The sequence below is a fragment of the Sphingomonas sp. BK036 genome, from assembly GCF_004216825.1.
Taxonomy (GTDB): Bacteria; Pseudomonadota; Alphaproteobacteria; order Sphingomonadales; family Sphingomonadaceae; genus Sphingomonas.
On record NZ_SGXR01000005.1, the window covers coordinates 605,220 to 631,970 of the forward strand.

The following is a 26,751-nucleotide window of genomic DNA, read 5'->3' on the forward strand; positions in this document are numbered from 1 at the left end:
CAAGACAAACTCATGCATGACAGCGCGAGACATTAGATAGCCTACCGGACGAGTAGGAATTTTAGGAGGGGGCGACATGAAGAACCGTTGGTTGCTGGCAGGTGCGGCACTCGCCGCTGGGCTGAACACACCGACCTGGGCGCAGGTCGTTCCGTCCGGGACTGACCCGGCCGCAAGCGATCCGGCCCGGAACGATCAAGCCGCCCCCGCCCCCGCCGCCGACGGGTCGGTGCCCGGCGAGATCGTCGTCACCGCGCAGAAACGCTCCGAACGTCTCCAGGACGTGCCGGTCGCGGTGTCGGTGATCTCGGGCGACCAGATCGGGGCGCAGGGCGGCGTGAACCTGGAGAGCGCGCAATATCTCGTGCCGACGCTCAATTTCCGCAAATCGGGCACGGCCATCAACCAGTCGCTGTTCCTGCGCGGCGTCGGCACCTCGACCTTCTCGGTGGCGGGCGAGCCGTCGATCTCGACCGTCGTCGACGGCGTCGTCTATAGCCGCGCCGGCGAAGCGTTCAGCGACCTGATCGACATCGACCGGATCGAAGTGCTGCGCGGTCCGCAGGGCACGCTGTTCGGCAAGAACACGAGCGCGGGCGTGATCAACATCGTCACCAAGCGCCCGGGCGACGTCCTTGGCGGGTTCGTCGAGGGCGCGTTCTACACCGGCAACGGCAACGAATATCGCACCCGCGCCGCGCTCGACATTCCGCTGAGCGATACGATCAAGAGCCGCTTCACCGGCTTCTACGGCAATTATGCGGGCAACATCCGCAACATCGCCTACAATAACCGGCGCGTGAACGGCTACGAACATTACGGCTTTCGCGGCATGGTCGTCGCCGAGGCCACCCCAGACCTCACCTTCACGCTGATCGGCGACTACCGCCGGAGCAACGACGATTGCTGCGCCGAGGTCATCGGCACCACGCCGACCAGCGGGCTTACCGCCAGCGTCCTGCCCGATCGCAACGGCAACAAGTCGCGCACCGTCAACCAGGATCTGATCACGCATACCGACGAGAAGAGCTGGGGCGTCTCGCTGCAGGCCGATGCGACGCTCGGCACACAGACCGTAACGTATATCGGCTCGTACCGCGAGTACGACAACACCGAGATCCGCGACGGTGACTGGCTGCCACGCGCCTATGTCGGCGCCAACCAGCTGCACGATTTCGGGCCGCAGGTCAGCAACACGTTCACGCAGGAAATCCGCGTCGCCTCGCCGTCGAACCAGTTCTTCAGCTATGTCGTCGGCGCCTATTATTCGCGTGCCTTTACCGAGCGGACGTTCCGCCGCGACGACGTGGTCTGCACCGCGACGCCGACGCCGACCGTGCTCACCCCCTGCTCGACCGCGGGCACGACGGTGACCCGGCCGACGGGGACCGCGGTGTTCGGATCGACCTTCAAGAACCTCGCCTTTTTCGGGCAGGGCGTGTTCAACCTGACCGATCGCTTCCGCGCGATCGGCGGCGTGCGCTACACCGCCGACCAGCTCGACGTCTTCCACAGCCGCGTCACCACGCTCGCGGGGCCCGGCATCAACCCGAGCTTCGGCCCGTTCGCGGGCAAGACCACCAACACCAACTGGTCGGGCAAGGCCGGGCTGCAGTTCGACGTGGTCCGGGAATCGACCGCCTACGCGACCTATTCGCGCGGGTATAAGGGGCCTGCGTTCAACGTCTTCTACAATCTGGGCGCGACCGGCACGAACGTGATCGATCCGGAGACCGCGGACAGCTACGAGGTCGGGCTGAAGAACACGCTGTTCGGCGGCAAGCTGGTGGTGAACCTGGCGGCCTATTACGCGAAATACCATAACTTCCAGGCGAACAACCCGGACGTGGTCGCCGGCGTGCTCGTCACGCGCTTCACCAACGCGGGCGACATCTCGACGCGCGGCGGTGAGCTCGACCTGATCGTGCGGCCGGTCCGCGACCTGAACATATCGGGCGGGCTCGCCTATACCGACGCGCATGTTGACCAGTTCCGGGTGCCGACCAACGGCGTCACCACCGGAGTCGTGCCCGCGGGCACGCAGCTGGGGTACGCGCCGCGGTGGAAGGGGTCGCTCGGCGCCGACTACCGGATCCGCACCGGCGGCGCGGTCGATTTCACGCTCGGCGCGCAGAGCTCCTACCAGTCCAGCCAGATCTCGCAGTTCGACGCGAGCGCCGCGATCCGCGCCGCGACGACGATCAAGGCATACGGCCTGCTCGATCTCTCCGCGGGCATCGTCGATGCCAAGGACGCGTTCAGGATCGTGCTCCAGGTGAAGAACGTGCTCGACACCAGCTTTGCCTCGTCGATCGTCAGCGGCGGACCCGGCGGCGCCTATCGCTACATCATCCCGCGCGAAGCCGATCGCTACGCCGGCATCACCGCAAAGCTGAACTTTTGACGGAAAACCTACAGCCCCCCTCCCCGGCGCATTCGCGCGCGCGCTGGGGAGTCGTCGCGCTCGTCTTCTTCGCGATCATGCTGAACTATGTTGACCGGCAGATCCTGGCGCTGCTCAAGCCGACGCTGGAAACCGAGTTCGCCTGGTCCGATCAGGATTATGGCAACATGGCCTCGGCGTTCCAGTTCGCCGCCGCGATCGCGTTCCTCGGGACGGGCTGGTTCATCGACCGGGTAGGCCTGCGGATCGGCTTTGCCGCGGGCGTGCTGGTGTGGAGCCTTGCCGGCATGGCGCACGCCTTTGTCAGCGGCGTGACGGGGTTCATCGGTGCGCGCGTCGTGCTGGGCGCGGCGGAATCGATCGGCACGCCTGCCGCGGTCAAATCCGCGGCTACCTATTTCGGGCCGAAGGACCGCTCGATCGCGCTGGGGATCGGCAACACCGCGCCCAATGTCGGCGCGGTCATCACCCCGCTCGTGATCCCGGCGCTGGCGCTCGCGTTTGGCTGGCGCGCGGCGTTCCTCGTCGCAGGCGGCTTGGGGATCGTCTGGGTCGTCGCGTGGTTCGCGTTCAAGATGCCCGCCGCGATCGCCGAGACGGGCGGGCCCGCGCCGATCCGCTGGATCGACCTGTTCCGCGATCGCCGGACACTGGCGATCGCAGTTGCCAAGGTGCTGTCGGACCAGGTGTGGTTCTTCATGCTGTCGTGGCTGCCCGACCTGTTCCACCGGCTGTTCGGGCTGCAACAGGGCGCGGTGGGGCTGCCCGTTGCACTCGTCTATGCGCTGGCGGCATGCGGCGCGCTGACGGGCGGCTGGCTGCCGACGTGGTTGATAGCACGCGGCTGGAGCCTCAATCGCGCACGCAAGTCGACTCTGCTGCTCTATGCGCTGCTGATCCTGCCGGTGCCGATCGTCCTGTCGCTGCACAGCCCGTGGACCGCGGCTTTGGTCCTGGGTCTCGGGCTGTTCGCGCATCAGGGGTTCTCGACCAACGTGTTCGCGCTGACCACCGACGTGATGCCGGCGCGATCGGTCGGGTCGACGATCGGAATCGCGGCATTCTGCGGCAACATGGGGTCGATCGGGATGATCCAGCTGTCCGCCTGGTCGCTCGGCAACGGGTTCGGCTATGCGCCGATGCTGGCGATCTGCGCAGTCAGCTATCTGCTGGCGCTCGGGGTCGTCCAGTTGCTCATTCCGCGGATCGAGCCGGCCCGGTAGACTCGCGGCGGACCAGTTCGAACGGCACGTCGATCCGCTTCACCACAAACTCGGGCGCGAGCAGGAGATCGGCCGCGGTGTAGCCGAGCAGACGCGTCGGCTGGCGGATCGTGGTGAGCGCGGGCCAGACGTAACGCGCGATCGCGTCGTCGCCAAAACCCGCGATCGACAGCGCGGCGGGCACCGACAGTCCGCGCCGGTGCGCAACGCTGAGCGCGCCCGCCGCCATGTCGTCGTTCGACGCGAAGATCGCGGTGGGCGGCAGCCGCAGCGCCAACAGCGCTTCGGTCGCGACCGCGCCCGACGCGAAATCATAGTCGCCGGGTCGCACGAGGAGGGGATCGAACGCGATGCCCGCCTCGTCCAGCGCGGCGCGGTATCCGGCCAACCGCTGCGCGCTGGTGGCGTAGCTCGCATGCCCGGTGATGAACCCGATGCGCCGATGGCCGAGCGCCAACAGATGCTGCATCATCGCGGTCGCGGCGCCGACATTGTCGATGAACACCGACGCGGTCAGATCGAGATCGGTGCCAGGCGACACACGTACGAACCGCACCTTGCGCCGCGCCATCAGTGCCAGCACCTCGGGATAGTCGGTCGCAGGCGGCGTGAGGATCAACCCGTCGACGCCCGATCCGTCGATCAGGCTCTCGATATCGTCGATCAGCCGGTCGGAGTCATGGTCATAGGGCTGCGCCACCATCCGCACGCCGTCGAGCAAACAGCGATCGCGAATGCCCGACTGCATCTCGTAGACATAGTACGGACTGGGGTTGTCGCACGCGAGCGCGATCTGGAAACTGCGATGCCCAGCCAGCGTCCGCGCAGCCATGTTCGGCCGATATTTCAGCGTCGCGAACGCCGCGGTCACCCGCGCGCGCGTCGCATCCGAAACACGGTCCTCATTGTTGAGAACACGCGACACCGTCTTGATGGACACGCCGGCAAGCCGAGACACGTCGTTTATCGTTGGCCGCACGCAGTCCCTCCCCCGCCATCACGATGGGGACATTGCACGACCGCGTCAAAGAAAAGCGGCCACGGCTATCGGCAACCGCAGATGCGCTAGCGGCTCGCGGTGAAATCGTGCCGGACCGCCTCCCGCGATAGCGGCGATGCAGGAAGGACGAACCGCGACGCGGGCAGGTGCGCCGGGTCGATCCCGCCCAGTTCCATGCCGAGAAACAGCAGCGGCGCTCCCCGCGCGAACAGCGCGACCATGTCGTCCCATCCGCCAGCGTCACCGTACAGGATGCGGATCGGCCCGAGCGACGCGCTGAACTGCATTCGCACCGCTACCGCCAGCGGCATCAGCGCCGGATCGTCGCTCACGACCAGATAGGGCGGATCGTCGGGGCCGCGCGCATGCTTGTCGTTCACCATATAGGCAACGCCTTTCCGCCCCCTGATGCTGACCGCACCGCGCGCCACGAGCCGGACGTCCTTGGCGTGCGGATCCGGCGACGGCCGACTCGGCTCGGCGGCGAGTTGCTCGAGCATGACCGCGGCAATGTCTTCCTGGCGCATCACCAACAGCCCGTCAGGGCCTGCCTTGACGTAATAGCTTTGCCCGGCGCGTGTCAGGAAGTAACTCGCGTCGCTGCCGAACCGGGCGCGCACATCGCCGTTGGCGGCAATCTCCATCGTCATGATGCTTTGGTCGCCGTCGATGACGTAATGCGCCGTCATGTCGGCAAAAGCGGGATGCGCCCAGGCCAAGGCGACGGCGGCCAAGATCATAGTCTTGAACATCATAGGGCTCCGTTCGGCGCGATCAGCAGCGCGGCGCCCTAGAAAGCGTCCGCTTTCGCCCGCGCCGACCCCGCGCTCGGCCAAATCGACACGCACGCATTCCTACAAGGCGCGCCGCCACCGCTACAGACCGGCGCAGTCAGCGTCCATGGACGATGCCCTCCCCTGCGCCTCTACGTAGCGATAGGCGACGACGACCACCGCATCATACCGCATCGTCCAGGCTGAACCGGTCCGCGTCTTCGTCATAGGCGAACACCTCGGCGTAGCGGCCCCAATGCGTGACCGTGCGCAGCGTTTCGTCGGCATAGTCCTCCGACATATGGTCCTCCAGCTCGTCGCGGAACCGACGTGCGGGGGCGACATGCCCGGCGCGCTCGTCGAGGATGCGGCGGATGTGCTGCGCAAGGGGCACGTGCGCCAGCAACGCCTGCGCGAACATCGCCTTGCGCGCATCGACATCGGCTTGCGCATAGCGCCGGGCGGTCGGAGTCAGCAGGATATCGGCCCCGCGCAACTCGGCGAACCGCAGCAACTGGAGCGTCTCCGCCATCGGGAACAGTTCGTCGATCTCCAGCTGGAGCTGATCGGCGAGGTCCGCCATCGCCGCGCGGCCGTCGAACGGACTGGCATCGACCTCCTCGATCAACCCTGCCAGCGCATTGGTCGAGACTCGCGGCAGCACCATCTGGATGCCGGTGCCGGGGAACAGCCCGTCGCGGACGGGTTCGGCGGGCGCGCGCGCGGTCATCCGCGCATAGATGTCGTCGACCAGCGCGCGGAACGCGGGATCGAGCCGGTCGCGCGGTTGCGGCAGGTCGACGACGATCTCCGCGGCGACACGGCCGGGGTTGGACGAGAAGACGAGGATGCGGTCGCACATCAGCACCGCCTCTTCGATATTGTGCGTGACGATCAGGATCGACTTGATCGGCATCCGTCCTTCCGCCCACAGATCGAGCAGGTCGGTCCGCAGCGTCTCGGCAGTCAGCACGTCGAGCGCGGAGAAGGGTTCGTCCATCAACAGCAGCGACGGGTTGACGACGATCGCGCGCGCCAGCCCGACACGCTGGCGCATCCCGCCCGACAATTCCTTGGGATAGGCGTTCTCGAACCCGTCGAGCCCGATGAGGTCGATCGCGGCCAGCGCGCGCGTCCGCCGCTCGTCTGCGGGAACGCGCTGCGCCTCCAGCCCGAGCTCGACATTCTGGAGCACGGTCAGCCAGGGGAACAGCGCGAAGGTCTGGAAGACCATGCTGATCGTGTGCGCGGGCCCGTCCGAGACCTCGGCGAAGCGGACGCTGCCCTCGTCGGGGCGGATCAATCCCGCGATCGACCGCAGCAGCGTCGACTTGCCCGAGCCGGAGCGGCCCAGAAGGCCCACGACCTCGTCTTCGTGCAGCGTCAGGCTGACATCGTCGAGCACGGGTGCACCCCCATCGCCGCGGCCATAGCGGTGGCTGACATGCGCGACCTCGACGAGCGGGCGGCTGGCCGGGGCGCGGAGAAATGCTGTTGCCATGTCTTGTCCTTTCGACATCAGGCGAGCCGGAGACGGCGCTCGGCAAAGGCGTACATCGAACGCCAGACGAGCCGGTTGAACGCGATCACGAACATCGACATCACCGCGATGCCGAGCGCGACGCGCGGATAGTCGCCGGCCTCGGTCGCCTTGGCGATGAACGTGCCGAGACCGTGCGCCTCGACCCGTTGCGTGCCCCAGGAGACCGCTTCGGCGACGATGCTCGCGTTCCACGATCCGCCCGACGCGGTCAGCGCGCCGGTGACGTAATAGGGAAACACGCCCGGCAGCGCGACCTGGCGCCACCATTGCCACCCGCGCACGCCGAACATGCCGGCCGCCTCGCGCAGGTCGGTCGGGATCGCGCTCGCCCCTGCGATCACGTTGAACAGGATGTACCACTGCGTGCCCAGGATCATCAGCGGCGACAGCCAGATGTCGGGCGACAGCCGCCAATGAACGATCGCGATCACCGCGAACGGGAACAGGACGTTGGCGGGAAACGCCGCGAGGAACTGCGCGACGGGTTGCAGCCGCTCGGCCCATTTGGGGTTGAGGCCGATCCAGACGCCGATCGGCACCCAGACAAGGCTGGCGAGCGCGATCAGCACGACGACCCGCAGCATCGTGATGCAGGCAAGCCCGAACACCGCGACCGCATCGCTCACCCGCAGCGTCGAGAAGACATAGCGCCCCGCCAGCCAGAGTGCGGCCACCACTGCGACCAGGATCGTCGCCTGCCACAACCGTTCGAGCACGATGCCGGGCTCGCGAACGCGGCGCTCGCGCGGGCGGGCGCTGCCGCGATCGAGCGTGAGCAGCAGCCGGCCGAGCGCGGTGACGGGCGCGAACAGCACCGGCAACAGGCGGGTCCGGCGGAACAGGTCATAGGCCCAGGATCGCGGCCGTTCGGTGCTGGCGGTCTGCTCGAACCGGAACCGGTCCGCCCACGCGACGACGGGCCGGAAGACCAGTTGGTCGTACAGCAGGATCACGATCCCCATCGCCACCACCGCCAGCCCGATCGCGCCGAAATCCTTGCGCGCGATCGCCAGCGCCAGCCAGGATCCGACGCCGGGTAGCGTCACCGTGGTGTTGCCGACCGTGATCGCTTCCGATGCGACGACGAAGAACCAGCCCCCCGACATCGACATCATCGCGTTCCACACCAGCGACGGCGTCGCAAACGGCAGGTCCAGCCGCAGGAAGCGGCGTACCGGCGACAGCGCGAAGCCGCGGGTCACCTCGTCCAGATCGGACGGCACCGAGCGCAGCGACTGGTAGAAGCTGAACGCCATGTTCCACGCCTGGCTGGTGAAAATCGCGAAGACCGCCGCCAACTCGACGCCCAGGATCTGGCCGGGGAACAACCCCATGAAGAAGGTGACGGTAAAGGTCAGGAAGCCGAGGATCGGCACCGATTGCAGGATGTCGAGCATCGGCACGATGATCTGCCCCGCACGGCGACTGCGCGCCGCGAGCGTGGCGACGACCAGCGTGAAGACCAGGCTCGCCGCGAGCGCGGCGAACATGCGGATCACGGTGCGCAGCGCGTAATAGGGCAGATAGCGCGGATCGAGCGTGACGGGCTCGACGCGCAGCCGCGACAAGGGCTCGGCAACGCCTTCCGCGCCGCGCACGAGCAGCGCCGCGATGCCGATGAGCAGCGCGAGCGCGATGACATCGGCGCGGTTGGGCTGCGTCACGCGCAGGATGCGCGAGAACGACCGCACCTGGCCCCCCGCCTGCGAACCGGACGCCTGCGACCCCATCGCAACCCTGTCAGTCACCGCGCCGTCCTTCTCCGGAGGTGCGGTGCGGTAGCGTCGCCGCGTGACATGCGTGCGTCACGCCGTCGGCTCGGTCACCGAGCGGCAGCCGCTAACCGCCAGTCCTCGCAGGATACGGCCACGGTATAGCGGCGCGGCGGCGATTGCGGCGTGGATGGCGCGATCATGCTGGATCGCGCGGAAACTCGTGGTGGTCATCAGGCGTTTCTTCCGGGCTCGTGTGACGAGTCCGGGACAGACGCTCAGTCGGACCGCGCCTGCGATCCCTGAACGGCGTACCCGGACCCGGGACGTCCAGCGGCGATCGTCAGCAGGGCAAAGCCGCTACTGTCGCCATCGCCGGACAAGGGGGTAGATCGGGGTTTCATGCGCGTCCTGTTCAATGCCGGTGCCGGGAATCGCGACACCTGCCGAGCGCCCTTGGCGGCTCGACGAGGGCCCGCTATACCCTAGGGGACTATAGATCAAGGGGGTGCAGTGCGTCGGCCATGAGCCATGTCGAAAACGAGAAAAAGAAGCTGCTCAACAGGCTCAAGCGGCTGAAAGGCCAGATAGAAGCGCTCGAGCGCGCGATCGAGGAGGATCGCGAATGCGCGCGCGTCCTGCAGCAGGCGACCTCGTGCCGTGGCGCGCTCGACGGCTTCATCGCTGAGGTGATCGAGGATCACATCCGCGAGCACATGATTGATCCCGGCACCTCCCGCGATGATCCGCGCACGGTGGCGGCCGAAGAGCTGGTCGAGATCGTCCACACCTACCTGACCTGATCCCAGCGCCGCATTTCCACTGCTGCCGCATATTTGCAGCCCGCGGGCGCAAATTGTAGGACAGGCCTCCCACCCGCATCGTCGAGGATTTCGAGAGCCATGAAACTCGCCGATCTGGCCGCCCTTGCCGGCGTTTCGACCGCGACGGTGTCGCGCGCGCTCGCGGGGCATTCGTCCGTCAATGCGCAAACGCGCGAACGCATACGATCGCTGGCGCGCGAGCATGACGTCCGGCCCAACCAGCTGGCGCGCAACCTGCGCCTCAAAAGCACGGGCGCGATCGGCCTGGTTTTGCCATTGGGTCACGCCCGGACGCAGCATCTGACCGATCCGTTCTTCCTCACGCTGCTCGGCTTTCTCGCCGATCTGCTGGTCGAGCGCGGTTATGACATCCTGTTGTCGCGGGTCATTCCCGATGCCGACGACTGGCTCGAGCGCGTGGTCGACAGCGGCCGGATCGACGGGCTGCTGCTGGTCGGCCAGTCGGACCAGTTCGCGGTGATCGAGCGCGTGGCGCAACGCTATGCCCCGCTGGTCGTGTGGGGTGCGCATCGCCCCGACCAGCATCACCTGACGATCGGATCGGACAACGTCGCGGGCGGCCGGCTCGCAGCCGAGCATCTGATCGCGCAAGGCCGCCAGCGCCTGTTGTTCGTCGGCGACCCTGCCCCGCCCGAGTTCGCGGATCGGCTGGCAGGCTTTGCCGCGGCGGCGCGCGACGCAGGGCTCGCCCATGACGTGCTGACGACGCCGATGATGCCCGAAGCGGTTCACGCCGCGATGGCCGCGCATCTGGCCGGCGGCACCGTCCCGGACGCGATCTTCGCCGCGTCGGACGTGGCGGCGATGAGCGTCCTGCGTGCGCTGGCCGAGGCGGGGATCGACATTCCCGGCACCACCGCGGTCGTCGGCTATGACGATGTGACCTTGGCGGCGCATACCTCGCCCTCGCTCACGACGGTTCGCCAGGACCTTGCAATCGGTGCCGAACTGATGGTCGACCGGCTGCTGAAACGGATTGCCGGCGAGCCCGCCCAGTCCGCGATCGTTCCCCCTGTCCTCATCGCGCGACAGTCCGGCTGAATCTCGCAATCGATTGTGAAAAATTGTTGCAATCGATTGCGAAAATAGTAGGACGCGATTCTGGGCTTCATAGAAAGCCGCCCCGCAGGGAGGATCGCATGAAAGTACGTCACGTTTTGCTGGCCGGCATCGCCGCCGCTTCGTTCGCCACGGCATTTGCCGGCGTCGCCTCCGCACAGGCGGCTGACCCCCAGGCGGACCCCGCCGCCGCACCTGCTGCCCCGGTCGCTGACGTCCCGCAGGACGACATCGTCGTCACCGCGGTCGCGCGCGGCACGAACCGGCTGAACACGTCGATCACGACCAGCTCGATCACGTCGGATGCGCTGATCCAGCTCGCCCCGCGCACCTCGGGCGAGCTGCTGCGCAACCTGCCGGGCATCCGCGTCGAGGCCTCGGGCGGCGACGGCAACGCGAACATCTCGGTGCGCGGCCTGCCGGTCGCGTCGGGCGGCTCGAAGTTCCTGCAGTTGCAGGAAGACGGCCTGCCGATCCTCGAATTCGGCGACATCACCTTCGGCAACGCCGACATCTTTCTGCGCGCCGATTTCAACGTGCGGACGATCGAGTCGGTGCGCGGCGGGTCGGCCTCGACGTTCGCGTCGAACTCGCCCGGCGGCGTGATCAACTTCCTGTCGAAGACCGGCGAGCAGGAAGGCGGCGCGTTCCAGCTGTCGAGCGGACTCGACTACCGCGAATTCCGCGTCGATTTCGACCAGGGCGGCAAGCTGTCCGACACGCTGACCTATCATTTCGGCGGCTTCTACCGGATCGGCGACGGCCAGCGTCAGGTCGGCTATGACGGCGTGAAGGGTGGCCAGTTCAAGGCGAACATCACCAAGGCGTTCGGCGACGGCGGCTATGTCCGGCTGTACGGCAAGTATCTCGACGACCGCGCGATCGGCTATCTGCCCAACCCGGTGCAGGTCACCGGCTCCGACAGCGATCCGACCTATCGCAACATCACCAATTTCTCGATCAATAACGGCACGCTGCACAGCGGCAACATCCGCACGGTGCAGACGCTCGACGGCGACAACAACCTCGTAACGCGCTCGATCGCCGACGGTCAGCATCCGGTGGTCTATTCGGCCGGGCTGGAGACGCAGATCCCGGTCGCGGACGGCTGGAACATCGTCGAGCGGTTCCGCTATTCGGACATTTCGGGCGGCTTCACCGCGCCCTTCCCCGCCGCCGTCGGGTCGGCGCAGTCGATCGCCAACGGCATCGGCGGCGCGGGCGCACAGCTGTTCTACGCCAGCGGATCGCAGGCGGGCCAGCGGATCGCCAACCCCGCATCGCTCAACGGCAACGGCCTGCTTGCCAACGTCGTGCTGTTCGACGTCGACCTGAAGAGCCTGAACAACATCACCAACGACATCCGCCTCAACGGCTCGGTGCCGGTGGGGACCGGATCGCTGTCGATCACCGGCGGCTTCTACGCCTCGCGTCAGGACATCAAAAGCGACTGGCTGTGGACCTCGTTCGTGCAGACCGTCGCCGACAATGGCCGGTCCGAGCTGGTCAATGTCCGCACCGCTGCCGGCGTGCCGGTCACGCAGAACGGCGTCCCGGGCTATTCGGCGAGCTTCTTTGGCAATTGCTGCCGCCGCTCGTACGATCTCGACTACACGACCTATGCGCCGTTCGCGCAGCTTGGGCTGGAGATCGGCCGGTTCAACATCGACGGCTCGCTGCGCTATGATTTCGGTCGCGCGCGCGGCAGCGTCGCGGGTGCGGATCTTGGCGCTGGCTTCGGCAACGGCATCACGACCTTCGACATCAACGGCGACGGCGTGATCTCGGCCCCCGAGCGCCAGGTTGCGGTGATCCCCAACGTCCGGTCGCCACTGAACTATAATTACGACTATCTGTCCTATTCGGGCGGCGCGAATTTCCGACTGACCGACACCACCGCGGTGTTCGCGCGCTACAGCCGCGGCGGCCGCGCCAACGCCGATCGCCTGTTGTTCGGCCCGTCGATCAACACGCGGACCGGCGGCTTGACCGACCAGGGCGCAGCGGTCGATTTCGTCCGCCAGCTCGAAGGCGGGTTCAAATATCGCCAGAACGGCCTCTCGCTCTACGCCACCGGGTTCTGGGCGCGTACCGAGGAGCAGAATTTCGAGGCGACGACGCAGCGCTTCTTCAACCGGGAATATGAAGCCAAGGGCGTCGAGCTCGAGGGTCGGATCGCGCGCGGGCCGTTCTCGCTGTCGGCGGGCGGCACCTATACCGATGCCGAGATCACCAAGGACGTGCTCAACCCCGCGGTCGAGGGCAACCGCCCACGTCGCCAGGCCAAGTTCATCTTCCAGGCCACCCCGCAGGTCGATGTCGGCCGGCTGACCGTCGGTGCGAACGTGATCGGCACCACCGACAGCTTCGCGCAGGACAATAACGGGCTCAAGATGCCCGGCTACACGCAGGTCAACGCGTTCGTGTCGGTGCGTCCGGCGGACAATGTCACGCTGTCGGTCAACGGCAACAACCTGTTCGACGTGAAGGGCATCACCGAGGCCGAAGAGGGCAACATCCCGAGCAACGGCATCGTCCGTGCGCGCTCGATCACCGGCCGGACGATCTCCGCCGCGGTCCGCGTCGGCTTCTGATCGGACCAGTGACCATGACGCCATCCGCGACCGAGCGCCGCCTGCACGCGCTGCCCCCCCGCCTGAAACGTCAGCTCGAACGGCTGTACGGGGCGGACCGGCTGGCGGCGCTCTGGCCGCGGATGGAACAGATCCTGCGCGACCGGGCGGCCGAACGCCCGGACGCGCTGGTCGCGCTCGACACCGCGCGGCTGGCCGATCCCGACTGGTTCGTCGCGCCCGACATGCTGGGCTACTCGACTTATGTCGACCGGTTTGCGGGGACGGTCGACGGACTGACCGAGCGGGTCGACCATCTGGAATCGCTCGGCGTCCGGTATCTGCACCTGCTCGCGCTGCTCAAGGCGCGTGCGGGCGACAGCGACGGCGGCTTCGCGGTCGCCGATTATCTGGCGATCGAGCCGCGGCTCGGGACGATGGCCGATGTCGAGCGGCTGGCGGCACGGCTGCGCGCCGGGCGGATCAGCCTGTGCGTCGATCTCGCGCTCAATCACACCGCGGACGATCACCCCTGGGCGAAGGCCGCGCAGGCGGGCGATCCGCACTATCGCGCCTTCTACCATGTGCTCGGCGACGACGAGGCGCAGGCCTATGAGGCCGCCCTCCCCGAGGTGTTCCCGACGACCGCGCCGGGCAATTTCACCGCGGTCCCGGCGATGGGCGGACAGGTCTGGACGACCTTCTATCCGTTCCAATGGGATCTGAACTGGTCGAACCCGGAGGTCATGCTCGCGATCGTCGATACGATGCTGCGGCTGGCCAATCACGGGTTCGAGGCGTTCCGGCTCGATTCGATCGCCTTCCTGTGGAAGCAGCTGGGCACCGATTGCCGCAACCGGCCAGAGGCGCATTTCATCGTCCGGGCGCTGCGTGCCGCGCTCGACATCGTCGCGCCGGCGACGCTGCTCAAGGCGGAGGCGATCGTTCCGACCGCGCTGGTCCCGCCCTATTTCGGCGCGGACGAGGGTACGGACTGGGATGGCGGGTTCGAGCCCGAATGCCATCTCGTCTACAATAATTCGCTAATGGTCGCGGGCTGGGTCGCGCTCGCCGAACAGTCCGCCACGCTGCCGCATGCGATCGTCGAGGCGAGCGGTGGGTTGCTGCGCGGCGCCAACTGGCTGAGCTATGCGCGCTGCCACGACGATATCGGCTGGGGCGCGGTGATCGGCGATCTCGCCGGGATCGATCCGGATCCGGTCGCACGGCTGAAGACCGCGGCCCGCTTCTTCGAAGGCGGCGACGGCAGCTGGGCACGCGGCGCGCCGTTCCAGTCCGACGGATCGGTACTGCACGGCTCGAACGGGACGATGGCCTCGCTCGCCGGTCTCGAAGCCGCGACGGACGTGGATGCGCGCGAAATGGCGTTCCGCCGCATCGCGCTGCTCAACGCGCTGTCGATCGCGAGCGGTGGCCTGGCGACGACTTATATGGGCGACGAAGCCGGCCTGCTGAACGACACCAGTTATCTGGACGACCCAGAGCGAGCGCATGAAGGCCGCTGGCTGCACCGCCCCGACATGGACTGGGCAGCACTCGGCGCCCCCGCCGCGCGACGGATCAGCGGCGATCTGGCCACGTTGCGCGCCGCACGGATCGCCAGCGGCGGTGCCGGCTCGCCCGTGGCGATCGCGACGGACTCCCCTGCCCTGCTCGGCATCGGCTGCGGCAGCGACCGCGTGTTCCTGAACTTCTCCGACGGCGCGGTGCCAATCGATGGGATCGCTGGATGGCGGGATCGAGTCTCGGGTCGCACCTGCGGCGGGACGCTGACGATCGAACCCTGGGGCGTCGTCTGGGCCAGCCCTGCGGCATGACCGTCGCGGCACCTACCCCAAGCGGCGTGCGATTATATAATCCTCCCCCGCAAGGGGGAGGTGTCTCCGAAGGTGACGGAGGGGGAGGATACGCAACTGCCATGGTCGCTTCCCTCCCCCTCCGTCAGGCTATGCCTGCCACCTCCCCCTGGCGGGGGAGGATCGATCGATCCGCGCCCGGCGGTTGCGTATAAAAGGCATGACGATGACGAACCTCGGCCTCCTGACCAAGCCACGGCTGTCGCTGATGCGGCTGATCGAGATGAACCTCGGCTTCCTCGGGCTGCAATTCTCGTTCGGGCTGCAACAGGCCAACATGGCGCCGATCTATGGCTATCTCGGCGCGGACGAGGCGAGCCTGCCGTTGCTGTGGCTCGCCGGGCCGATGACCGGCCTGCTGATCCAGCCGCTGATCGGCGCGATGAGCGACCGGACCTCGACTCGGATCGGCCGGCGCACACCCTATTTCCTAATCGGCGCGGTGCTGTGCAGCCTGTGCCTTCTCGCCATGCCGTACAGCCCGACCCTGTGGGTGGCGGCCAGCCTGTTGTGGGTGCTCGATGCCGCCAACAACGTGACGATGGAGCCCTACCGTGCCTATGTCGGTGATCGCCTGCCCGACGACCAGCGCGCTGCCGGCTTCCTGACGCAATCGGCGTTCACGGGGCTCGCGCAGACCTTGTCCTATCTTGCGCCGTCGCTGCTGGTGTGGATCGGGTTCAACAAGGACGCGGTCGACGGCAACGGCATTCCCGACATCACCCGGATCGCGTTCCTGATCGGTGCGGTGCTGTCGCTGGCGACGATCCTCTGGTCGGTGCTGCGCGTTCCCGAGCTGCCCTTGCCCGCGGAGGAAAAGGCGCGGCTGGCGAAGGAACCGCTGACGCTTGGCGGCACGCTGCGCGACCTGCGGACCGCTTTGGTCGAGATGCCCAGGCCGATGCGGCAGCTGGCGCTGGCGATGCTGTGCCAATGGTATGCGATGTTCGCCTATTGGCAGTTCATCACCTTCGCGGTCGCGCGGTCGCTGCACGGCACGTCCGATGCCAAGAGCACCGCGTTCCGCGATACCGTGCTGACCGTCGGCCAGCTCGGCGCCTTCTACAACGCGGTCGCGTTCGTCGCTGCGATCGCACTGGTCCCGCTGGCACGCCGCTGGGGCGCCAAGAGCGCGCATGCCGCCTGCCTGCTCGCGTCAGGCGTGGCGATGCTGGCGATCCCCGGCATCCGCGACGAGGCAGGGTTGTTCGTGGCGATGCTCGGCATCGGCATCGGTTGGGCAAGCATGATGGGCAACCCGTACATCATGCTGATCGACATGATCCCGCCCGAGCGCAACGGCGTGTACATGGGGATCTTCAATATGTTCATCGTCATCCCGATGATCATCGAGAGCCTGACGGTGCCGCTCTTCTACCATTCGGTGCTCGGCGGCGAGCCGCGCAACATCCTATACCTGTCAGGGGCGCTCATGATCCTCGGCGCAGTGGCGACCGTCCGGGTGACGATGCGCCCGGCGGCGGATACGACTCTCGTCGAGGCCGCGCGCTGAGGGTCAGCCCAGCGTGCGGCGGTAGAACCCCAGCGTCATCGCCATCGCCTGGAGGAACAGCGCGGGATCGTAACGCGGCCCCTCGTCGCGCAGGAACGCGTGCTGCGCGTTCAGCTCGTGCCACTCATACGACGCGCCGACCTCCTCGAGCCGCGCGCGGATCACGGCGCGCCCGGCATAGGGCACGTGCGGATCCTGCCGCCCCCAGACGAACAGCGTTTCAGCCTTGAGCTCCGCCATACGCGCCAGGCTGTCGTCCGACCGCCCTTCCCCGAGCGTGCCCGAATGGATGTCGGTCGGGTAGAAGCAGGCGGCCGCGGACACGCGCGGATCGAGGCCTGCGCGATAGGCCAGATGGCCGCCGAGGCACACGCCGAACGTCCCCAGCCTGCCGTTGCACGCGGGGTGATCGAGCAGCGCGGTCAGCCCGACCTGCGCATCGGCATCATAGGCGGCGACGGGCTTGGCGATCTTCAGCGCATTGCCGCGATCGGTGCCGGGCTGGTCGTAGTTGAGGACCGTGCCCGCGGGTTCGTATTCGTGATAGACCTCGGGCACCGCGACGACATAGCCGTTCCCCGCGATCATCGCCGCCAGTCGGCGGATCGGCGCGGTGACCTGATAAATCTCGGAGAACAGCAGGATGCCCGGAAAGCGTCCTTCGACCGCGGGACGGAACAGGTGGATATGCATCGCGCCGCCGTGCGGGACGTCGATGTCCAGCGTCTCGTCGCTGTGCAAGATCATGTGCGCGTCCCCACGAAGATGCCCGACCAGGGGCTTTGGAGCCGCGTCCGTATCAGGCCTGTCCGCGCGTCGCTACGCGGATTGGGGTCACGCCGTCGCGGAAACCTCGGTGATCAGAACGGACGCGACGCCGCTATCGTGCAACGCCGTCGTCAACGCGTGCCTCAACCGCGCGGCGTCCACCGGCATCTGGGTCGAGACGTGCAGCCGCGAGAATTCGACCGCTTCGCCGACCGAGATCGCGCGGAGCTCGGGAAGCCTTTGCGTCAGGCGTGCGAGCGCGGCTTCGTTCGGGGCGGTCAGCGCGAACGTCACGCGCAACGCGCCGTCGAGGCGATCCGACGAGACGATCGGCACGACGAGCGGCTTCATGGCGAGGATCTGCGGCGGCTCGTTACTGGCACCGGCGGGTTCGGCGATCCCTGCGATCAGCGACAGCAGCAGGGCCAGCTTCAGGGGCATTGTGGCGATGGGACGGACTCCGGTAACGGGCCGCATCTCGTCGCCGGCCCTCTCTATTATAGACGATAGAGTCTTCGGGAGGGCACGCGCTGTCACTCGCTGCAGCACGTCCTGACCGCCTTGATCGACGGGGCGCCGCGCGCAAGCTCGTTCAGCCGGGTCAGCGTCGTCTGATGCGCGCTGCAGATCTGCGCACCCACGACGAACTCCTGGAGGTCGTCGGCCAGTTCAAGGCAGATCGCCAGCTGCGCTTCGATCGCCCGCAGCAAGTCTGCGTGGTTGGAGAGAACGGTCATGCGACAGGCCTTTTTCCAAAGAGTTGGCTAATCCTAGGCCTTATAGCGGCTCGCCGACGCGGACCGCCGCCGATGCGCGGAACCACGTGGTACTACGGATGGCGTTCGGCGTTCGGCGCGGTCGGTCGGCCCGGTCGGCGCGCCCCTCCCCTCTATAAAGAAGGAGATCGACCAAATCCCGGGGACGCCATGAGCAGAGACCAGAGACCGGCCCGCACCGTGATGATCGCGCCAGACGCATCGAGCGCGCCCCCCCAGCGCCGCGCGAACGATAGCGCCGCAGCCACTGGCGATCCCGGCGCGCCCGCCGCCGTCGCGCCGGTAAAGTCGCGTACGCTGCTGCTGTCCGTACTGTTCCTGGTCGCGTGTGTCGCCGGGGCCGCGGGGGTCGCGCTGGCGCCGTGGCTGCTGGCGGCTCGCTGACCGTGCGGTTCGCCTCGATCGTCGCGCTGATGCTGGCATCGGCCTCTGCCCCCGTTCCCGCTCCGGGACCGGCGACCGGCACCCCAGCGCCCGCAGGCGTGCCCGGCGAGACGCCCGGCACCACGGACACGGGCGGATCGCCGACCGACGACAGCCCAGGCGTTGCCGCCAGACCAGCGCTGCCGCCATTCGCGCCGCGTCTTTCCGAACTGCCGCTGCTGACCAGGCCGCAGGGCTGGCAAAGCGCAGGGCAAGCCGGTTGGGAGGCCCTGATCGCAGCGGGCCCGGCGAACCGTCAGGCGGCACGATGGGCCTATGCGAACGCGCAGATCGCGCAGGGCCGCGCGCAGGAGGCGATCGGTGCGCTCGACGTCATGCGGCAGGACGAACCCGACCTGATGCTGGTCCCGGCGTTCCGGCTCGCACTCGGCGCGACCTTGGCTAAGCTCGATCGCGCGACGCTCGCCGTCGATGCGCTGACCAACGACGCGCTGACCGACAATCCCGAAGCCTGCGCGTGGCGGATGCTGGCGTTCGCGCGAGGCGGGCTGGCCGGGCCGGCGCTCGGTCAAGTCAATTGCGCGGTGCCGGCGCTCAACGCCCGAGCCGCGGCGACCCGCGCGCCGTTCGTGCTCGCCGCCGCGCGCGCCGCCGCCGATCTCGGCAAACCCGCGCTGACGATACAGCTACTGGAGACGCTTCCCGACCGGGACCCCGCCGCGAACCTGCTGCGCGGCCGCGCAACCGTCGCGCTGGGCGACGAACCCGGCGGGCGGCTGCGGCTGGGACGGGCGCGCGAGAGCGGCGACTATGGCCAACGGATCGATGCCGATCTCAGCCTGGTCGAACTCGCCGCGCGCAAGGGCGACCTGAACGGCGCGGACAAGGCGACGCTGCGCCGCATCCGGTTCGACTGGCGCGGCGACGATATCGAGGTGCGCGCGCTCCGCCTGAGCATCGACGCCGCCCGCCGCGCACACGACCTGGCGGGGACGCTCGAAGCCGGCGCGACTCTGTTCCGCTACTTCAGCGGGGGCGCCGATCGCACCGCGCTGATCACCGAGCTCCAACAGACGCTCGCACAGCTGCTGGCGCCGGACAGTCCATTGCCGCTCGACCGGATTGCCGGGCTCTATTGGGAGTATCGCGATCTGGCCCCCGCCGCCGCCGCGGGCGACCTGCTGGTCTCGCAACTGGCGGATCGGTTGCAGGCAGCGGGGCTGTACGAACGCGCCGGCGAGCTGCTCGATCACCAGTTGCGCGTGCGCACCCGCGATCTTGCGCAGGGGCCGCTGTCGGCGCGCGTCGCGTCGCTCTTCATCCTCGCCGCGCAACCGGCGCGCGCGCTGTCGGCGATCCGCGATACCGACACCTATGCCTATCCCGACGAGATGCTGTGGGACCGGCACCGAGTCGAAGCGGTCGCGCTCGACCAGCTCGGCCGGACGACGGAGGCGATGGCGGTACTCCAGACCGTACCCGACGCGGCGACGATCCGGGCCGAGATCGCGTGGAAGCATCGCGACTGGAAGACGGTGGCCGCCGATGCTCCACCCTCGCTCACAGGCGGCGCGCGGATGAACTCGGTGATGCAGGCGCGACTCCTGCGTTATGCCACCGCGCTGGCGATGCTGGGGCGTGAGGGCGATCTGGCGCAGTTGCGCGCGCGCTATGCCGCCGCCTTTACAGGGCTGCCGACCGCCGCGGCATTCTCGGCGCTGACGGATAAGGTCGGGGCGGTCGATCCGGCAGCACTGAGCGCCGCAATGGCTGCGATCCCCTCGGCCAGCCCGGCCGGAGGAATCGCGGACCTGATCGACGCCGCGCCCGAGATCGTCAGTCAGAGCTGACAGCCAAAGATCGTCAGTCGGGACTGACCGCCCGCCGCAGCGTCACTGGCCGGCGCTGCGCTCCGATCGAACAAGCCGCGGTACCGGTCTCACCGCACCGCTGCGCGCGGCGCGCTCGATCGCACACGCATAAGGCGCGCCGCCGCTGCCGCTCGCGAGCCACGCCAGCAGCGCGGTCATCGGCATCGCGCGCGCGAACAGATAGCCCTGCGCGATCGAGTAGCCCAGGCGGCGGACCTCACCGAGCTGCTGCTCGGTTTCGATGCCCTCGATGATGCAGGCGAGGTGAAGCGTGGTGCACAAGCCGAGAATGGCCCCCATGATCTTGCTGCCGGGGTCATCGTCCAGTCGCGCGATGAAGCTCCGATCGACCTTGACCTTGTCGAGCGGGAGGCGGTGGAGCGAACTCAGGCTCGAATAGCCGGTGCCGAAATCGTCGAGCGCGATCTGGATTCCCAGCGCGCGCAGTCGACCGATGGCGACGATCGCTGAATCAAAATCGCGCATCAGCGCGGTCTCGGTCAGCTCGAAGGTGATGCGGGCGGGATCGGCACCCTGCTGCGCGATCGCCTCGATCAGCTGGTCGACGGTCTTCGCCGAAACGATGTCGTGCGCCGAAAGATTGAACGAGAGCCCGATGGTCTTGGGCAGCACCGCGAGGTTGGTCAGCGTCTTGCGGAACAGCATGATCGTGATCTGGTTGATCAGGCCGATGCGCTCGGCGGTCGCGATGAACCGCTCGGGCGCGATCACCCCGACCAGCGGGCTCGTCCAGCGCCCCAGCGCCTCGACACCCAGGATCGTCATCGTGTCAATGCACATCAGCGGCTGGAAGACGACATTGAGTTCGGCCTGGAGATCGGCCGACTGGAGCGCCGCCTCGACCGCGCGATCGGAGCGGATCCGCATCTCCTGCTCCGCCGAGAACAGGGCGCAACCGCCGCGCCGCGTCGATTTGACGTTGTAGAGCGCGTAGTCGGATCGATCGAACAGCGCGTTCGCGGTCTTGCCCGCATCGGGGAAGATCGCCACCCCGCCCGAACAGCCGATCGTGAGGCGCTGCTCGTTGATGTAGAAGGGTTGCGACAAAAGCTCGCATATACGCTGTCCGGTCGCCTGCACGCCGTCGATGTCGGTCTGGACGATCAGCCCGAACTCGTCGCCGCCGAGCCGCGCGACGATCAGGTCGTCATCCGCGACGTCCGCGAGCCGACTCCCGACCTCGACGAGCAGCCGGTCGCCGACGATATGGCCATAGGTGTCGTTGATCGGCTTGAACCCGTCCAGATCGAACACGCCGATCGCGAACCGCTCGCCGCTTTCCGTGTGCTCGCGCAGGATGTCGTCGAGGCGGGAGAAGAAGAAGCGGCGGTTGGGCAGTCCGGTCAGCGCGTCGGTCAGCGCGAGCCGGGCATTGTCCAGCCCCAGCCGCTCGGTCTCGAACTGTTGCGCGGCGAGGATCGCCTGCGAGCGGATCAGCGTGGCAAATCCGTCGAAGCTGTTGAGCAGGACCTGGATCATGACCGCGGAGACGAGCGCGACGTTCAGCGCGATCCCGATCAGGACCGCGTTGCCGATATACAGGTAATAAACGAGCACAGACGTCATCACGAGGCCGTTGACCATCAACGCGATCTGCGGGACGTACACCAGGCAGAAGATGCAGCCGATCACCGTGACCGCGGTGAAGACGGCGATATGCGCACGCTCGAGCGGCCCGCCATATTGATCGAGCATCGCCGCCCAGCCCAGGAAGATCATCGCCGCCGACGCCGCCAGGATCATCGTCCCGCGCAACGCGCTTCCCGCGCGTTCGACCGTAATGGTGCTCGCCCGCTCCGCAAACATCAGCCAGAAGATCAGGCGCCCAACACAATAAACAATCAACACCCCCGCCGCCCCGACCGTCAGCCAGACGGGCGCATAGGCATAATGGGTATAGGATACCGCGAGCGTATTAATGATGAGCAGGGCGTACAGCATCGGGTTCTGGCGGCGCAGCTCGCCATATTGTGCGATGACGATGCCCGGATCGGGCTCCAGGTTCAGCAATGCCGTGAAACGCTGAAACATTCGTTTTTCCTGTATGCCCAGTATCTGGACGCGACGTGCCGGTACTGCGCTCGCCACCGATCGCAGACGTCTCGTCCGATCGTGGAGCGCCTGCCGACTTCCTCCGCGTCTTTCCGCTGCAAGCTGGGGAGGTCCGCCCGATGCCTTTGAAGGCTGTCGCTCGCCATCCCCCCCGAGGATCCGAACAGCGCGTTCGGGATGCATGTGTAGGACCGCCCCCCTCGGGCAGATAGTGGGCTGCCCCAGTTCGAAGCGTTCGTGAACGCGCGACTGCGCCGGGATCACCACGAGCGAAACGCCGCGATCGGGACGGTCGCGTCTGTCCTAGCGGAGCAGCGCGTGGACCGCGGCGGCCGGCAAGGGCCGCGCGGCGCCGGCAGCGTTTGGCGCGAAATCGCCATTGCCAAACACGCGACGCACCTTGGTCCGCACACCCGAGCCGCCGATGTTGAAGCGCTCCGCCGCCTCAGTGAGCGCGCCGACTTCGCCGCTCAGGTTGCGCGCGGCCGCCGAAGTCTCCTCGACCATCGCGGCGTTCTGCTGCGTCGATTCATCCATAGCGCGGACTGCTGCCGAGATCTGGGTGATCGCAGCGGACTGCGCCTGGTTGTCCGTCGCGATCGTCGCCAGCAATTCATGGACCTGGCCGACATCGCCCGAAATACCTTCAAGCGCGCCGTCGACCTTCTGGACTGCCTTCACCGCGATCACGATCTCGGTCTGCGTTGCGGTCAGCTGGTCGCGCGCACGCTTGGCTTCTTCCTCGGCCCGCATCGCCAGAGCGGAAACCAGATCGGCTACCACCGCAAAGCCGCGCCCGGCGTCACCGGCCCGACCGGCCTCGACCGCCGCATTCATCGCCAGCACGCGCGTCTGAAACGCGATCTTGTCGAGCCCCTCGATCACGCTGTCGATGCCCTTGGCGCTTTCGGACACGCGCCCCATCGACTGCACCGCCTCGGCAGCGACCGCACGGCCGCTGCCGACGGTCTCGATCGCCTGGTCGGCACGGCCGACCGTGCTCTGCGCGGCGACCGCAGTGGCCTTCAGCCGACCATCCATCTGCGTGACCGCAGCGGCCGTCTCTTCCAGGCTGGCGGCATTGCCTTCGGTGCGTCGCGCCAGATCCTCGGATGCCTGGGCGATCTCACTCGAGCCCGTCCGGATCGTCGCCGCGCCGTCGCTGACCGACGTGATGAGCGCGCGCAGACTGTCGAGCGCTGCATTAAAGTTGGTCTTTAGCGCCGCATATTCGGGCGGGAAATCAACCTCAATCTCGGCCATAAGATCGCCTGCCGCAAGTTCTTCGAGATGGGCAGACACGGTGTCGACGACGGCTTTCTGCTCGACCGCATTGTCCTTCTGCGCCACCGCCGTATCGCGGAAGGTGAACATCGCCGTGGTCATGCGGCCGACGCAGTCGGCATAATCCGTAAATTGGATCGGGCTCGACAGGTCGCCGGCGGCAAGTGCCTCCATGCGTACGACCGTCGTCACATACGGGTCGGCGATAGCAGCGCGGAACCAGGCGCCCGCGATTGCGGTCACCGCCGCTGATGCCGCCGCAACCCCAATTCCGACGACCGGTCCGGCGATCCAAGTCGCCAAAGTTGCGCCCAATGCCCCAACCGCAACCAGTGCAGTCATGATGCAGAACGTCACGAACAGTTTTTGCCGGATTGGGGCAGCTTCACGATACCAGGTCATCATTATACGGATCTTTCGGAGACTGGCCCGAAACAGGCCGTTGCTACACTTATTTTAGACGCGAATTACCCTACGGCGCGTGCGGTGAGACAATATTGTACCAATGTCTGCGCCCTACGACGCGGGATGCCGGGCGACTTGCCGGCTGCTTCTACCGCGGGCGCGGCGATCGCGATCCGTTGGCGCGGGGGGGAAACGACGATCAGGCGCGCGCGTGTGAGACTGCGCGCGTGGCCGTCAGCGTGCGGTGGCTGAGGCCTGGCCGGAAACCGAAACCCGTGGAAGGCTCGCGCCATTCGTCACGACGAACTGAGACGCCTGCGCTGCGGTCATCGCCTTGCCGAACAGATAGCCCTGGCCAAAGTCGCATCCCCAATCGGCGAGGTGCGCAAGCTGCTCGGGATCCTGAATGCCTTCGGCAGTCGTCGATAGACCCAAGCTCTTGCCCAGACTGATCATCGCGCGGACGAGGATATTGCACTCGCCCTCCTGCTCGAGCCGCTCGATTCGTTCGACGAACGACCGGTCGATCTTGATCTTGTCGAACTTCAGGTCACGCAGCTGGTACAGGCTTGCATATCCGGTGCCAAAATCGTCCAGCGATATCGTCATGCCCATATCACGCAGCGCCAGCAGCAACGTCTTGGTAGCCTCGAGATCGGTGATGAGAGCATTCTCCGTCACTTCGATCTCGATCCGTTCGGGCGCGATCCCGGTCTGGTCAAGGATCGCCTTCAGCCGGGCGGCCAGCAGGGGGTCGCTCAGCTGGCTCGGTGCGAGATTGAGCGACAGGGACAGGTTGGACGGCCATGGCCGCGCATCTTCGCAGGCACGGCGGAAGATCTGGTAAGTCATGTCGGTAAGCAGGCCACGCTCGTCCGCCGCCGCGATGAACTTGTCGGGCATGATGATGCCACGCGTCGGGTGATGCCAGCGCGCCAATATCTCGAACCCGACCACTTCGCCGTGCTCGATGCCGACAAGCGGCTGATAATAAGGGCGGATCTCGCCATCCGCGATCGCGCGTCGCAGGTCGGCGTCGATAAACGCACGCTGCTCGGCCAGGTCATGCATCGACGAATCAAACAGCTGGCACGATGCGCCGGTCTCGCGCTTGGCGCGATACAAAGCGAGCCCCGCCGCGCGCAGGAGCGCCGACGGAGTCGAGCCGTCCTGCGGATAGAGCGCGATACCGATGGTGGCGCCGACCTCAAGCCTGGAACCCGCTATGTCTATGGGTTGCAGCACAATGTCACGAATCCGCTGCCCGGTCTGGATCGCAGTGTCGGTGCCGTCATGTAGCGGGACGACGACGGCGAATTCGTCCCCACCCAGTCGCGCAATGACGCCGAGATCGTTGCGATGGCGAACGAACCGGTCGGCCAGCTCGCACAGCACCATGTCGCCGATTTCATAGCCGTGCATCTCGTTGATCGGCTTGAAGCGCTTCAGGTCGATCAGCAGCACCGCGCAGGGCGCTGCAGGGTCCTGCGTCGCGCGCATGAGCGAGTCGACGAACTGCCGCCGATTGGGAAGGCTGGTGAGGATATCGTTCCGCGCCAGGCTGTCGGCATGGGCCTGCGCCTCGCGCGTTTCGCGGTGCGCGACTTCAAGCTCGCGTGCGCGGAGACGGAAAATCTCGAGCGCTCGGACCAGGGCACCGACTTCATCCTCGCGCTCGCCACCGCTGACGACGACATCGAGGTTGCCCGCAGCGAGATCCGACAGCGAGGTGGTGATCCCGGTCAGTGGACGAACGACCCTTTCTCGAACGTATCGCAAAAGCAGCAATCTCAGCGCTGCGCCGAGTAGGGCCAGTGTGAACAGCGTGAGGATGATCATGTCGCCGATGAACCTGGCTTTCGCATCCATCACGGCGGAATAGCCGGCCAGCTTGCCGATGAGCGTATCAATAGCGGCGTTCAGACGACGGTGTGCGACGTTCAAGCGGTCTCGATAGTCAATGGCTTGCGGCGACCGCGGCGCACGCAGCGCGATCGCCATCCACTGGCGTGCGTGCAGCGCGTACCGATCCCACGACCGATCGAACGCCGCGATATCGGTGCGGCCGGATGGCCGGTCAGCGAGATCTTTCAGGGTGGCGATCTTTGCGTCCAGCGCAGTGAGGTTGTGGGCGACCACGGCCGCGGTTTTCGCGTTGGTGTGCTGAGCCAGATCGTCTTCGACGAGCCGCTGTTCGGACAGGCGATCGGCAATCTCTTCGGCGGTGACCAGGCTGCGCAACTGGCGATCATGCTGATTGGCCGCAACGCGGGACATATACAGCGCGGAAAGCACGCCGCACGTGACCAGTCCGTACAGGATCAGGCCCAGGATCTGGACTCTGAGGAGTGCTGTTCCGATACTCTTCATGACACCCCGCCGGCTCTCGAACCTCTACTCGTGAAATCGCCCGCGGTCGTTTCCGCAGACTTTTCCGATGAACATCCATCAAGCACTCAACGCATTATAGACGGCGGCAGCGAAAATGGCGGGCGGATCACTAAAATGATGCGGAGGTAGTCGAAATTACCTCCCGACCGTGTTCATCACGACCGCCGTCCAACTCGTTTTGCCATGCAAATCATGCTGAGCGCGGCACGCGCCTCTCGTCACCGCAACCCCACCCTCACATTATTATACTAATCCGTCGCAATGCAATTTATTCACC

Annotated in this window: 20 protein-coding genes; 9 read left to right on the forward strand and 11 right to left on the reverse strand. The window is 66.8% G+C overall.

Going from position 1 to position 26,751, the window contains the following annotated elements; all coding sequences use genetic code 11:
• Positions 1 to 76: 76 nt before the first annotated feature.
• Both EV283_RS12800 and EV283_RS12805 read left to right on the forward strand, forming a co-directional pair.
• Entirely contained in the window at positions 77 to 2,404 is a 2,328-nt protein-coding gene (locus EV283_RS12800) for a TonB-dependent receptor (RefSeq protein WP_130325876.1), read from the forward strand.
• Positions 2,401 to 3,627, forward strand: coding sequence for an MFS transporter (locus EV283_RS12805; RefSeq protein WP_278044217.1), 1,227 nt, complete (start codon positions 2,401 to 2,403; stop codon positions 3,625 to 3,627). The genes EV283_RS12800 and EV283_RS12805 overlap by 4 nt, the downstream gene beginning before the upstream one ends.
• On the opposite strand, the gene EV283_RS12810 is transcribed toward EV283_RS12805, so the two are convergent.
• The 5 genes from EV283_RS12810 to EV283_RS19175 all read right to left on the reverse strand — a co-directional run bounded on the left by EV283_RS12810 (position 3,599) and on the right by EV283_RS19175 (position 8,889).
• Positions 3,599 to 4,585: a LacI family DNA-binding transcriptional regulator gene (locus EV283_RS12810; RefSeq protein WP_242615951.1), complete on the reverse strand. Its 987-nt coding sequence runs from the start codon at positions 4,583 to 4,585 to the stop codon at positions 3,599 to 3,601. The two genes, EV283_RS12805 and EV283_RS12810, sit on opposite strands and share 29 nt — an antisense overlap.
• 107 nt (positions 4,586 to 4,692) lie before the next feature.
• Positions 4,693 to 5,382: a hypothetical protein gene (locus EV283_RS12815; RefSeq protein WP_130325880.1), complete on the reverse strand. Its 690-nt coding sequence runs from the start codon at positions 5,380 to 5,382 to the stop codon at positions 4,693 to 4,695.
• Between the two features lie 202 nt (positions 5,383 to 5,584).
• Positions 5,585 to 6,901 carry a nitrate/sulfonate/bicarbonate ABC transporter ATP-binding protein gene (locus EV283_RS12820; protein ID WP_130325882.1) on the reverse strand — a complete coding sequence of 439 codons (1,317 nt, stop codon included), beginning with the start codon at positions 6,899 to 6,901 and terminating at the stop codon, positions 5,585 to 5,587.
• A gap of 17 nt (positions 6,902 to 6,918) precedes the next feature.
• On the reverse strand, positions 6,919 to 8,673 hold the full coding sequence (locus EV283_RS12825) for an ABC transporter permease subunit (RefSeq protein WP_130326160.1): 1,755 nt from the start codon (positions 8,671 to 8,673) through the stop codon (positions 6,919 to 6,921).
• A gap of 75 nt (positions 8,674 to 8,748) precedes the next feature.
• The gene (locus EV283_RS19175) at positions 8,749 to 8,889 is read right to left on the reverse strand and encodes a hypothetical protein (protein WP_156359644.1); all 141 of its coding nucleotides are present in this window, start codon (positions 8,887 to 8,889) and stop codon (positions 8,749 to 8,751) included.
• Between the two features lie 290 nt (positions 8,890 to 9,179).
• Between EV283_RS19175 and EV283_RS12830 the strand changes: the two genes are divergently transcribed.
• The 5 genes from EV283_RS12830 (at position 9,180) to EV283_RS12850 (ending at position 16,522) form a co-directional block, all read left to right on the forward strand.
• Positions 9,180 to 9,458, forward strand: coding sequence for a metal/formaldehyde-sensitive transcriptional repressor (locus EV283_RS12830; RefSeq protein WP_130325884.1), 279 nt, complete (start codon positions 9,180 to 9,182; stop codon positions 9,456 to 9,458).
• A gap of 99 nt (positions 9,459 to 9,557) precedes the next feature.
• Positions 9,558 to 10,541 (forward strand): LacI family DNA-binding transcriptional regulator, encoded by a 984-nt coding sequence (locus EV283_RS12835; protein WP_130325885.1) that lies wholly within the window; start codon positions 9,558 to 9,560, stop codon positions 10,539 to 10,541.
• 98 nt (positions 10,542 to 10,639) lie between these two features.
• Positions 10,640 to 13,153, forward strand: a complete 2,514-nt coding sequence (locus tag EV283_RS12840) for a TonB-dependent receptor (RefSeq protein WP_130325887.1) — start codon at positions 10,640 to 10,642, stop codon at positions 13,151 to 13,153.
• Between the two features lie 14 nt (positions 13,154 to 13,167).
• Positions 13,168 to 14,970, forward strand: coding sequence for an alpha-amylase family glycosyl hydrolase (locus EV283_RS12845; protein WP_130325889.1), 1,803 nt, complete (start codon positions 13,168 to 13,170; stop codon positions 14,968 to 14,970).
• A gap of 199 nt (positions 14,971 to 15,169) precedes the next feature.
• Positions 15,170 to 16,522 (forward strand): MFS transporter, encoded by a 1,353-nt coding sequence (locus EV283_RS12850; RefSeq protein ID WP_242615952.1) that lies wholly within the window; start codon positions 15,170 to 15,172, stop codon positions 16,520 to 16,522.
• Positions 16,523 to 16,525: 3 nt separating this feature from the next.
• Here EV283_RS12850 and EV283_RS12855 read toward each other — a convergent pair whose 3' ends face one another.
• The 3 genes from EV283_RS12855 to EV283_RS12865 form a co-directional block, all read right to left on the reverse strand.
• The gene (locus EV283_RS12855; protein ID WP_130325891.1) at positions 16,526 to 17,269 is read right to left on the reverse strand and encodes a dienelactone hydrolase family protein; all 744 of its coding nucleotides are present in this window, start codon (positions 17,267 to 17,269) and stop codon (positions 16,526 to 16,528) included.
• A gap of 87 nt (positions 17,270 to 17,356) precedes the next feature.
• The gene (locus EV283_RS12860) at positions 17,357 to 17,731 is read right to left on the reverse strand and encodes a hypothetical protein (protein ID WP_130325893.1); all 375 of its coding nucleotides are present in this window, start codon (positions 17,729 to 17,731) and stop codon (positions 17,357 to 17,359) included.
• 92 nt (positions 17,732 to 17,823) lie between these two features.
• A complete protein-coding gene (locus EV283_RS12865; protein WP_107959060.1) occupies positions 17,824 to 18,027 on the reverse strand; it encodes a hypothetical protein in 204 nt (67 codons plus the stop codon).
• Positions 18,028 to 18,216: 189 nt separating this feature from the next.
• Between EV283_RS12865 and EV283_RS12870 the strand changes: the two genes are divergently transcribed.
• Entirely contained in the window at positions 18,217 to 18,450 is a 234-nt protein-coding gene (locus tag EV283_RS12870) for a hypothetical protein (protein WP_130325895.1), read from the forward strand.
• Positions 18,429 to 20,300 (forward strand): hypothetical protein, encoded by a 1,872-nt coding sequence (locus tag EV283_RS12875; RefSeq protein ID WP_242615953.1) that lies wholly within the window; start codon positions 18,429 to 18,431, stop codon positions 20,298 to 20,300. The genes EV283_RS12870 and EV283_RS12875 overlap by 22 nt, the downstream gene beginning before the upstream one ends.
• Before the next feature lie 42 nt (positions 20,301 to 20,342).
• On the opposite strand, the gene EV283_RS12880 is transcribed toward EV283_RS12875, so the two are convergent.
• From EV283_RS12880 to EV283_RS12890, 3 genes are all read right to left on the reverse strand, one after another.
• Positions 20,343 to 22,373 (reverse strand): EAL domain-containing protein, encoded by a 2,031-nt coding sequence (locus EV283_RS12880; protein ID WP_165391779.1) that lies wholly within the window; start codon positions 22,371 to 22,373, stop codon positions 20,343 to 20,345.
• A gap of 324 nt (positions 22,374 to 22,697) precedes the next feature.
• Positions 22,698 to 24,080: a methyl-accepting chemotaxis protein gene (locus EV283_RS12885; RefSeq protein ID WP_165391785.1), complete on the reverse strand. Its 1,383-nt coding sequence runs from the start codon at positions 24,078 to 24,080 to the stop codon at positions 22,698 to 22,700.
• A 237-nt stretch (positions 24,081 to 24,317) separates the two neighbouring features.
• Entirely contained in the window at positions 24,318 to 26,453 is a 2,136-nt protein-coding gene (locus EV283_RS12890; protein ID WP_130325901.1) for a GGDEF domain-containing phosphodiesterase, read from the reverse strand.
• Positions 26,454 to 26,751 lie beyond the last annotated feature (298 nt).